The following is a 9,860-nucleotide window of genomic DNA, read 5'->3' as shown; positions in this document are numbered from 1 at the left end:
GCGCGCTTCGTGATCTGACTGGCCGCCGCTTGTCTGAACGCAGTGAGCGCAGCGAACGAAGTGAGTTGGGCGGCCTGCCCCCTGGCGCGAGCATCGCAGTGGAGTCGGCCTGCAAGGCCGACCGCCGCCGCATGAGCCACTGCCGGGTACCGCCCGCCGCGCCGCTCTGATGCGACGAATGCAAAAGCGCTTGTCAGCGCTGCTGAAGAGCCAACGCGAACAACTCGTGCCGCTGGTGGATCCCCAGCCGCTCGAAGGCACGATCCCGGTAGGTCTTCACCGTCGCCGGCGCCAACTGCAGATCGGCAGCAATCCCATCGTGCGTCCAGCCACGCAACAGCCGATCGCAGACCTCGCGCTCGCGTTTCGTCAACGAGGCGAAGGCCGCGACGGCCGGCGCCGCCTGCGGCCGCAGTGACAGGTGCCGCACCACGCAGCTCAGCAGCAGCGGCCCGAGCGACTGCAGCGTGTCGCGTTCGGGGTCGGAGAAGGCGGCCTGGCTCTCGTGCCGGTACAGGTTCACCGACAGCAGCGCGCCGTCCGCGTCCTCGCAGGACAGCGACAGCCGCTCGGACAGACCATGCCGCTGGAAGACCCGCCGACGGTGCTCCGGCGCGAGTTCGAGCGCGTGCAGGTGGCTGAGCACCGCGTCACCTCGTGCCACCCGTTCGCGGATGCCACCGAGCGCGCGGTCGTGCCGCCACAGCCCGTCGCGGTAGGCGCCGAAGGCATCGGCCACGCAGTCCTCGGCCTGCAGGCAGCCGCCGAAGTGCAGCACCGGCGGAGCGTCGTCGAAAACCCGGTACACCGTCCACCAGCCCAGCGGCAGGAGCCGGGCCAGCTGCTCGATGCCGCGCTGCCCGAACTGCGGATCGCCGATGCAGCCGATCAGCCCGGCCACGGCGCCCGCCGCCTCGCCCTGCGGCAGGTGGACGGCGGCGTCGGGCCGGAGCGAGCGGATTTCCATGGCGTACGGGTCGGGAGGCGGGTTTGTCTGTCCACAGCGCGGAGGACATACAGCCCCGCAGCACGACGTTAGCCTCTGACGCAGGTCAATTCGCTCGGGACTATCCCGGTCACCGGGCTGCCACAGGAGACATCGATGTCGTTCGCTTCCGCCACGGCGCGCAGTCTGCGCCGCCTGCTCGTACCCGGCCTCGTGGCCGGCTCGCTCGGCTTCGCCGCCGCCGCGCACGCCGAGATCCACATCGGCGTGACCCTGTCGCTGACCGGGCCGGGCGCCTCGCTGGGCATCCCGGCCGAGAACGCGCTCAAGCTGTGGACCGGCGACATGGCCGGCCAGAAGGTGCGCTTCACCGTGCTCAACGACGGCACCGACAGCACCACCGCGACCAAGAACGCGCAGAAGCTGATCAGCGAGGAGAAGGTCGACCTGATCATCGGCTCATCGCTGACGCCGCCGTCGCTGGCGGTGGTCGAGATCGCCGGCCAGGCCGGCGTGCCGGTGATCTCGATGGCCGGCGGCGGCGCGATCGTGCTGCCGCAGGAAGGGCCGCGCAAGTGGGCCTTCAAGCTCTCGCCGACCGAGCAGATCTCGGCCACCATGGTCATCGACCATGTGCTGAAGAACAAGGGCAAGACGCTGGCGACGATCGGCGTGTCGAACAGCTACGGCGAAGGTTTCCTCAAGGTCACCGAGCAGGTGGCCGCGGCCAAGGGCGTCAAGCTCGTCGCCACCGAGAAGTACGCGCCGACCGACCAGAGCGTGACCGCGCAGATCGTCAAGATCCTCGCCGCCAACCCCGACGCCGTCTACATCCTCAGCGCCGGCACGCCGGGCGCGCTGCCGCAGATCGAACTCGCCAAGCGCGGCTACAAGGGCGCGGTCTACCAGACGCAGGGCGTGGCCAACAACGACTTCCTGCGCGTCGGCGGCAAGGACCTCGAAGGCGGCTACATGACGGTGGCGCCGGTGCTGGTGGCCGAGCAGCTGCCCGATGCCAGCGCGGTGAAGAAACCGGCGGTCGACTTCGTGCAGCGCTTCGAGACCAAGTACGGCGCCGGCAGCCGCTCGCTGTTCGCCGCGACGATGTGGGACGGGCTGCTGATCATCCAGCAGGCCGCCGCCGTCGCCATCAAGAAGGCTCAGCCCGGCACGGCCGAATTCCGCACGGCGCTGCGCGACGCCATCGAAGGCACCAAGGAGTTCGTCGGCTCGCAGGGTGTGTTCAACATGAGCCCGGCCGACCACAACGGTGTCGACCAGCGCAGCCAGGTGATGGTGCGCATCGAGAACGGCACCTGGAAGCTGCAGAACTAGTCCCCTCCGAAGCGCCTGCGGCGCTCCCCCCAGGGGGCGCCGCCGACGGACCGGCGAAGCCGGATCCGTGGCGACTGCTTGATCGGGTTCAGGTCCGCCCGGCGAGTGCGCGCTGCTTCAACCAGCGGCGCATCGCCAGCGAGGGGCCATCGGCGCGGAAGGAGACTTCCGCTGCCGTGCCCGACGGGTAGTTCGCCAGGTTGCGCTCGATGGCCTCCAGGCCGTCGATGTCCTCCTGGAACGCCGCCAGCAGCTGCTGGTGCATGAAGGCGGTGATCTCGCCATCCTCCAGCGCGAAGTTGCGGCCGTGGTGGATGAAGTAGTGCGTGCTGGTGGCCGACTCGGGCGTGACGATGTGCGCCGTGCGGATCGCACGCGAGGGCTGCTCCTCGGCCGGCCGGTCGCAGGCGTGGAAGCGCACGTGCACCTCGTGCAGTGCCGGTGAAATGAAGGTCGAGCTGGCGATGCGCGCGGCGTCCCGGCCTTCCAGTCCGGTAGGCCTGGCCCAGATCGGTGGCAGCCGGGTCGGCACCACGCTGCGCGTCAGCGCGAAGTGCCCGCGCTCGGCATCGACCGAGCTGTCGTAGGGCGCGCTCGCGTAGTCCGGCGTGCCGAAGGTCTTCGCGTGCAGGAAGCTCAAGTGCGTCAGGTCGAGCAGGTTCTCGTGCAGGCGCACGTAGCTGGCGTGCATGTGCAGCCGCTGGCGTGAGGCCGCCCAGCCTGCTTCGTCGTCGATCCACGCCGGGTGCGGGGGCGGTTGCGTCGGCGCCGACAGCCCCATCCAGACCCACACCAGCGGCCCGTGCTGCTCGGCAGCGAAGGCGCGCACACGCGCGCCGGGCGGGATCATCGCCTGCGAGGGCACGCCGGCACAGACACCGTCGCAGCCGAAGCGTGCGCCGTGGTAGCCGCAGACCAGCGTGTCGCCCTCGAGGCTGCCCAGCGACAGCGGCATCGAGCGGTGCGGGCAGCGGTCTTCGAGCACGGCGATGCCGCCGTCGGTGCGGCGCAGCAGCACCAGCGGGATGCCCAGCAGCGTGCGCGCCAGCGGCGTGCGGGTCACTTCGTCGGCGAAGGTGGCGACGTACCACTCGTCGAAGACGAAGGGCGTGCGCTCGTCGGCGAGTTCGCTCTGGAAGCGCAAGGCGGCGTCGCGGGCGCGGTCGGCGGGGTTGTCCATGGTCGTGAGTCCGGAGTCTCCAGGAGCGGCGATCGTGCGCCGTGGCGGCGGGCGCGTCTGTCCTCCGGCTGACGGACAATTCCGACCCGATGAACCGCCACGACGACACTGCCGATGCCGCCGCGCTCGCGCATGTGGTCGATCGTCTCGGCGAGGACGGCTTCGGCGCCGCGCTGCTGGCCTGGCTGGCGCCGGCGCTGCACGCGGTGCATGCCACGGCGTTCCGCTTCGATGCCGGGCTGCAGGCGCGTGTGGTGCTGACGGCCAGTGCCGGTGGTGGCGCCGTGGCGCTGCAGTCGGCGCGTGTCTACGCCGGCAGCGGGCTGTACCGCCACGACCAGTTGCTCGGCGCGCTGCGCCAGCACACCGAGGCTGGCGACGAGGCGCCGGCGATCGTGCGGCTGTGCCGCAAGGACATCGACGACCCGGCCTACGGCGAGCAGTTGTGGGACCGCTTCGGCCTGGTCGAACGCCTGTCCGCGCTGTCGCTGCTCGACGGCCACTGGACCGCGTTCAACCTCTACCGTGACCGTGCGGCCGGTGCCTTCGCCGCGCGCGAGGTCCAACGCTTCGCCGCGCTGGCGCCACTGCTGCTGGCGCTGCTGCGCCGCCACCTCGCCGCGCTGCAGCCAACGGCCCAGGCCGGTCCGGCCGGACGCATCGGCCCGGAGGCTGCGGCGGCACTGCTGCTGCGCCTGCCGGTGCGACTGAGTGGGCGTGAACGCGAGGTCTGCGCGCTGACGCTGGCCGGCCACACGCGCGAAGGCATCGGCCTGGCGCTCGGCATCGCGCCGAGCAGCGTGGCCACGCTGCGGCGGCGCGCCTACCGCAAGCTGCAGATCCACTGCGCCGGCGAGCTGTTCGCGCTGTGCCTGCCCCATGGGCGCGGCGAGGGCGCGTGAGGCCGCCGCCAGCGCCTACTTCACGGCGCGCCAGCTGCCCTCCTGGGCCGACAGCACGAAGCGGGCGCGGCCGTCGTAGCCGAAGTGGTCGTTGGCCGAATAGCGCAGCACGCCCTGCGGCACCACGACCTCGCCCATCGTCTCCAGCGCCTGCTTGATCGCCAGGCGGAACTCGCGCGTTCCCGGCTTCGCCGTCTTCAGCGCGATCGGGATGGCCTTGTCGAGCAGCAGCCGGGCACCCCAGATGTTGGCGGCGAACTGGTTGTAGCTGCCGGCGCCGAACTTCGCTTCGTACAGCTGGATGAACTCGAGCGCGACCTTCTTCGACGGATGGCTGTCGGGCAGCTGGTCGGCCGCCACCGCAGGACCGGACAGGCCGAAGGTGCCGTCGATGTCCTTGCCGCCCATGCGCAGCAGGTCGGGCGCGACGGCGCTGTAGGTCTGGTAGATGCGGCCCTTGTAGCCGCGTTCGAGCAGGGCCTTCTGCGGCATCACCGCGCCGCTGCCGGAGGCGACGACCAGCACCGCATCCGGGTTGCCGGCGACGATCTTCAGCGCCTGGGCGGTGACGGCCGTGTCGGTGCGGGCGAAGCGCTCGGCACCGGTCAGCTTCAGCCCGGCCGGGCCGGCGAAGCGGTTCATCTCGCGCAGCCAGCTCTCGCCGTAGGCGTCGGTGTAGCCGAGGAAGGCGAAGCTTTTCGCGCCGCTCTTCTGCAGGTGCTCCACCGTGCCCTCGGCCATCAGCGCGATGCCCTGCGGCAGGCGGAAGGTGAAGGCGTCGCGACCGGCGGGCAACTCGATCGGGGCCGCGGCGAGCTGCACCGTCTCGGCCTCGCGCGCCACCTCGGCGATCGCGACCGCCGGCGGGCTGGCCGTCGAGCCGATGATCAGGTCGACCTTCTCCTCGCTGACGAAACGGCGCGCGTTCTTCGCCGCGTTGGTGGCGTCGGTAGCGTCGTCGAGCACGACGAAGCGCAGCTTCTCGCCGCCGATCTGCTCGGGGAAGAGCTGCAAGGCGTTGCGCGGTGCGATGCCCAGCGCCGCGGCCGGCCCGGTCTGCGAGAAGCTGACGCCGATGACGATCTCGGCGCGCGCGGCCGTGGTGCCGAGGAGGGAAAGGGCCACCAGGGCAGCCGCTGCAAGGGGTTGGGTCATGGGGGTCACTCGTGGTCGACGGGGTGGAGGGCGATGGCCGGGCGGCCGGCGTCGGTGCGTTCGGCGGCAAGCATCTGCTCGACGATGCGCCGGTACTGGGCCAGCGCCAGGTCGGCGGCGATGGGCTGCATCGGAGCGGGTGGCGAGCGGTCGATCAGGCGCTGCTGCGCCTCGATGATCCGGCGGTCTTCCGCGAAGGCCGTGCACAGGCTCTGGTAGATCGACTCGGTGATGGTCGCGTCGTCGAGCCGGAAGCGGTGCGCCTGCATGAAGAAGTAGTGGGTCGTGCCGGCAGTTTCGGGCGTCAGCGCCTGGCAGCTGTGGAACTGCAGCGCGCCGCTCATGTCCTCGTCCGCCGTGTCGTGCGGCTTCACGTGGGCATGCATCAGCAGCACGCCGGGCACCAGGAAGTCGTAGGCGAAGCGGCGGTTCACCTTGCCGCTGAAGCCGCCGAGGCGCGCGTGGTAGGGCGCAGGCACGGTGTCGCGCACGTCGCGCGTGACGTGCACGCCGCGCTCCGTGCGCGTGACGACCGGGCGCGCCTGCGCGATGTTGGGCGAGCCGCCCAGCGTCTTCTCGTGCACGTAGGACAGGTGCGAGAAGTCGAGCAGGTTGTCGCAGATCAGCCGGTGGTCGGCGTCGTAGTGCAGGTAGCCGGGGCGGTAGCGCCACTCGCGGTGCTTCAGCGAGAAGGCATCGGGGATGAGGCTCTCGTCGGCGCGCAACGGGTCACCCATCCAGACCCAGATCCAGCGGCCGCGCTCGGCCACCGGATAGGCGCGCACGCACAGCTTGGCCGGGATCGCCTCCTGGCCGGGGATCTCCACGCACTGCCCGCGGCTGTCGTACTTGAGGCCGTGGTACAGGCAGCGCACCGCATCGCCTTCCTTGCGGCCCATGGACAGCGGCGCATGCCGGTGTGGGCAGCGGTTGTCGATCGCCACCGGCGAGCCGTCGCCGCGGCGGTAGAACAGCACCGACTCGCCGATGATGGTGCGTTCCAGCAGCGTGTCGGCGAGCAGCTCGTGGTCCCAGGCGGCCACGTACCAGCAGTTCCGGACGAACATCCTTGTCTCCAGATCGGCGGGCCTCGTCACGGGCCCGCACTGCGGCGCACTCTAGGGAGAGCCCGCTGGTCGTTCAATACGATCGGGTGGAGACTCTCTATCTGTGAAAACGATAGAGACCGGTTTCGACCTCAACCTTCTGCGCGTGCTGGTGGCGCTGGGCGGCAGCCGCAGCGTCACGCGCGCCGCCGATGCGCTGGACATGAGCCAGTCGGGCTTCAGCACGGCGCTGGCCCGCCTGCGCCAGCAGTTCGGTGATGCGCTGTTCGTGCGCACGCCACTCGGCATGGAGCCCACGCCGCGTGCGCGGCGGATGATCCAGACCGCGCAGCAGGTGCTCGACCAGGTGCAGGACGGCATCCTCGAGCAGCCGGTGTTCGACCCGGCGACCGCGCGCACCGAGTTCAGGCTGGCGATGGCCGACGTGGCCGAGATCGTCTTCATGCCGCGCCTGCTGCGCCACCTCGAGCAGCACGCGCCGCAGGTGCGCGTGAGCTGCGGGCCGATGCCGCCGGACGCGCTGCCGGCGGCGATGGAGTCGGGTGCGGTCGATCTCGCGCTGGGCTACTTCCCCGATCTCGGTGCGCAGGCCTTCTTCCAGCAGCGCCTGTACACCCACACCTACGCCTGCATGATGCGCCGCGGACACCCGCTGGCCGGCAAGCGGCTGACCGAAGCGGCCTACGCGGCGGCAGGCCATGCGGTGGTCAGTTCGCCGGCGCGCAGCAACCTGCTGTTCGAGCAGTTCCTGCAGCGCCGCGGCATCGAGCGCCGCATCGTGCTGAGCACGCCGCACCACGTGAGCCTGCCGGCCATCGTCGAAGAGACCGACCTGCTGGCGACGATTCCGCTGGCCACCGGCGCGCGCTTCGCCCGGCTCGGCACGGTCGAACTGATGCCGCTGCCGTTCAAGCCGCCGAGCTTCCTGGTGCAGCAGCACTGGCACCGGCTGTATCACCACGATCCGCGCAGCCTGTGGCTGCGCGGCTGCATCGCCGCGCTGTTCAACGACGCGACGGACGAGTGGGTCGGCATCGAGGCCGAGTTGTACGGTCGCGAGATGCGCAGGCGGCGAGCATGAACCTCTGGTTGATCGAATCACGCAGCGCGGTGCGCAGTGCGGCGGCAGATGACGGGGCGCACCAGCCGCTGGCCGGGCTCGTCGACTGCATCGGCGAGCCCGACTTCGGCACCCGGGCGCTGGCCGAGGTCAACCGCGTCGTGCAGGCCGGCATCTGGTCCTGCTACCGGCTGCGGCGCACCGCAGCGCCGACGCTGATCGCTTCGGGCGGGCTCGGCCGCATCGACGTCGGCCCGTCCTGCTGGAACATCTACGTCGGTGACGGCCTGTACCGGCGCGACGACTCGCTGACCCGTTCGCGCGAGCTCGCCGACGGCAGCTTCGTCGCCCTGGCGCGCTGGCGCGCCGAGGAGTTGCCGGCCGATCATCGCCAGGCCATCTACGAGCGCCATGGACTGCGCGAGCGCCTGTCGCTGGTGGCGCCCGAACCGGGCGGCGATGTCGTGGCGGTCAACTTCTACCGATGCAGCGGCGAGCCGGGCTTCGTCGCCGATGACGGCGCCCGGCTGAGCCCGCTCGCGGCCGTGCTGCTGGCGGTGGTGCGCAAGCACGATGCGCTGTGCGCGCCGCCATCCGCCCCGGTGAACAGCGCAGGCGCCGATCTTCGTGGCGCTTTGCTGCGCCGTTGCCCGGCGCTGACCGCGCGTGAACTCGAGGTCTGCGAGGGCATGCTGCGCGGACAGACCTTCGACGGCATCGCGGCGCAGATCGGTGTCTCGCCCTTGACGGTGAAGACCTACCGCAACCGGGCGTTCCGGCGCCTCGGCTTGCAGCACCGCAGCCAGCTGTTCGGGCTGCTGATGAACGAAGCGGTCTTCGACGTCCGCTGACGCGGGTTCCCTCGTCGACGCCACGGAGGACAGACGGCCCGACGGCCGCTGCCTAGCATCCTCGTTCTCAGCCACGACTCACGGGGTGCGCCGCGATGGCCATGCAGGACGGACTGTCGGTGTGGAGCGCCGAAAGCTTCGGCGAATCGCTGGTCGACTGGACTGTCGGCGACTTGCTGGCCCGCCAGGCGGCGGCGCGTGCCGAGCATCTCGCGCTGGTCTACCGCCAGCCCGAGCTTCACCTGCGCTGGAGTTACCGCGAGCTGCTGATGCGCGTCGAGCGCCTGGCGCGCGGCCTGGTCGGGATCGGTGTCGAGCATGGCGACAAGGTGGCCGTGCTGGCGCCGAACCTGCCCGAGTGGATCGTCCTGGAGTTCGCCTGCGCCATGGTCGGCGCGGCGCTCGTCACGGTGAACACCAACAGTCGTGCCGACGAACTGGACCATGTGCTGCGCCAGGCGGATGTGGCCGCGCTCTTCCTGGTCGAGGCGTTCCGCGGCAATGCCTATGCGGAGACCGTGCAGGCGCTGGACCGTACGGCCTGCCCGGCACTGCGCTACGTGGTACTGATGGATCGTGCAGACCACGCCGCTCGCCCCGGCTTCCTGAACCTGACCGAGGTGGAGGCGCACGGCGCGAGCGTGACGGACGCCGCGTTCGCCGCCCGCCAGGCGGTGGTGAGCCCGGACGACATCTTCCAGATCCAGTTCACCAGCGGCACGACCGGCACGCCGAAGGGCGCGATGATCAGCCACCGCGCCGCGGTCAACAACGCGCGCTTCTTCGCCGGTCGTGCCGAGCTGGGGCCCGACGACCGGCTGGCGAGCGCCATGCCGCTGTTCCACACCGCCGCCGGCATCATGGAACTGCTGGGCGTGGTGGCCCAGGGTGCGACGCTGATCAAGGCCATCGCCTTCGACGCCGAGACCATGCTCGAACTGCTGCACCACGAGCGCGCGACGATCGTCTCGGCCGTGCCGACCATGTTCATCGCGATGCTGCAGCACCCGCGCCAGCTCGCGCGCGAGTTCGACACCTCGGCGCTGCGGGGGCTGATCACCGGCGGCACCTCGATTCCCGTGCCCCTGATGGAGCGGGTGCGTGCCGAGCTCGGTGCGCTGCCGACGATCGGCTTCGGCATGACCGAGTGCAGCCCGATGGTCACCGGCACCCGCGCCGGCGACAGCTTCGAGCTGAAGTCCACCACGGTGGGCATGGCCCTGCCGCACACCGCGCTGAAGGTGGTCGGGGCGGACGGTCTGCCGACGCCGGTCGGGCAAGCCGGCGAGCTGTGCATCCAGGGCTACCTGCTGATGAAGGGCTACTACCGCATGCCGGAGCGCACCCGCGAGGCGATCGACGCC

9 protein-coding genes are annotated in these 9,860 nt (G+C 70.7%); 5 read left to right on the top strand and 4 right to left on the bottom strand.

Translation table 11 applies throughout. The annotated features are described in order from the left end of the window. Window positions 1-193 precede the first annotated feature (193 nt). A complete protein-coding gene (locus tag AAG801_RS36830; RefSeq protein ID WP_341892876.1) occupies window positions 194-967 on the bottom strand; it encodes a helix-turn-helix transcriptional regulator in 774 nt (257 codons plus the stop codon). 135 nt (window positions 968-1,102) lie between these two features. On the opposite strand from AAG801_RS36830, the gene AAG801_RS36825 reads away from it, so the two are divergent. Next, window positions 1,103-2,281, top strand: a complete 1,179-nt coding sequence (locus AAG801_RS36825) for an ABC transporter substrate-binding protein (RefSeq protein ID WP_341892875.1) — start codon at window positions 1,103-1,105, stop codon at window positions 2,279-2,281. An 88-nt stretch (window positions 2,282-2,369) separates the two neighbouring features. Here AAG801_RS36825 and AAG801_RS36820 read toward each other — a convergent pair whose 3' ends face one another. Next, the gene (locus AAG801_RS36820) at window positions 2,370-3,461 is read right to left on the bottom strand and encodes an aromatic ring-hydroxylating dioxygenase subunit alpha (protein ID WP_341892874.1); all 1,092 of its coding nucleotides are present in this window, start codon (window positions 3,459-3,461) and stop codon (window positions 2,370-2,372) included. Window positions 3,462-3,550: 89 nt separating this feature from the next. On the opposite strand from AAG801_RS36820, the gene AAG801_RS36815 reads away from it, so the two are divergent. Beyond that, the gene (locus AAG801_RS36815; RefSeq protein ID WP_341892873.1) at window positions 3,551-4,363 is read left to right on the top strand and encodes a helix-turn-helix transcriptional regulator; all 813 of its coding nucleotides are present in this window, start codon (window positions 3,551-3,553) and stop codon (window positions 4,361-4,363) included. A 15-nt stretch (window positions 4,364-4,378) separates the two neighbouring features. Here AAG801_RS36815 and AAG801_RS36810 read toward each other — a convergent pair whose 3' ends face one another. Both AAG801_RS36810 and AAG801_RS36805 read right to left on the bottom strand, forming a co-directional pair. Then, a complete protein-coding gene (locus AAG801_RS36810; protein ID WP_341892872.1) occupies window positions 4,379-5,518 on the bottom strand; it encodes an ABC transporter substrate-binding protein in 1,140 nt (379 codons plus the stop codon). 5 nt (window positions 5,519-5,523) lie between these two features. Beyond that, window positions 5,524-6,585, bottom strand: a complete 1,062-nt coding sequence (locus tag AAG801_RS36805) for an aromatic ring-hydroxylating dioxygenase subunit alpha (RefSeq protein WP_341892871.1) — start codon at window positions 6,583-6,585, stop codon at window positions 5,524-5,526. Window positions 6,586-6,688: 103 nt separating this feature from the next. On the opposite strand from AAG801_RS36805, the gene AAG801_RS36800 reads away from it, so the two are divergent. The 3 genes from AAG801_RS36800 to AAG801_RS36790 all read left to right on the top strand — a co-directional run. Continuing rightward, entirely contained in the window at window positions 6,689-7,666 is a 978-nt protein-coding gene (locus tag AAG801_RS36800) for a LysR family transcriptional regulator (protein ID WP_341892870.1), read from the top strand. Further along, on the top strand, window positions 7,663-8,496 hold the full coding sequence (locus tag AAG801_RS36795) for a helix-turn-helix transcriptional regulator (RefSeq protein ID WP_341892869.1): 834 nt from the start codon (window positions 7,663-7,665) through the stop codon (window positions 8,494-8,496). Before AAG801_RS36800 ends, AAG801_RS36795 begins: the two co-directional genes overlap by 4 nt. 95 nt (window positions 8,497-8,591) lie before the next feature. Beyond that, window positions 8,592-9,860, top strand: a 1,269-nt coding sequence (locus AAG801_RS36790) for an AMP-binding protein (RefSeq protein ID WP_341892868.1), incomplete at its 3' end; no start/stop codon positions are given.

Source organism: Variovorax sp. YR752 (assembly GCF_943372545.1).
Note: the sequence above shows the minus strand (reverse complement) of the source record. Positions and strands in the feature narration are given on the sequence as shown.

Coding starts and splice junctions, on each gene's coding strand:
- AAG801_RS36805 (WP_341892871.1), bottom strand. CDS start 6,585: ATGTTCGTCCGGAACTGCTGGTACGTGGCCGCCTGGGACCACGAGCTG.
- AAG801_RS36810 (WP_341892872.1), bottom strand. CDS start 5,518: ATGACCCAACCCCTTGCAGCGGCTGCCCTGGTGGCCCTTTCCCTCCTC.
- AAG801_RS36825 (WP_341892875.1), top strand. CDS start 1,103: ATGTCGTTCGCTTCCGCCACGGCGCGCAGTCTGCGCCGCCTGCTCGTA.
- AAG801_RS36795 (WP_341892869.1), top strand. CDS start 7,663: ATGAACCTCTGGTTGATCGAATCACGCAGCGCGGTGCGCAGTGCGGCG.
- AAG801_RS36815 (WP_341892873.1), top strand. CDS start 3,551: ATGAACCGCCACGACGACACTGCCGATGCCGCCGCGCTCGCGCATGTG.
- AAG801_RS36820 (WP_341892874.1), bottom strand. CDS start 3,461: ATGGACAACCCCGCCGACCGCGCCCGCGACGCCGCCTTGCGCTTCCAG.
- AAG801_RS36830 (WP_341892876.1), bottom strand. CDS start 967: ATGGAAATCCGCTCGCTCCGGCCCGACGCCGCCGTCCACCTGCCGCAG.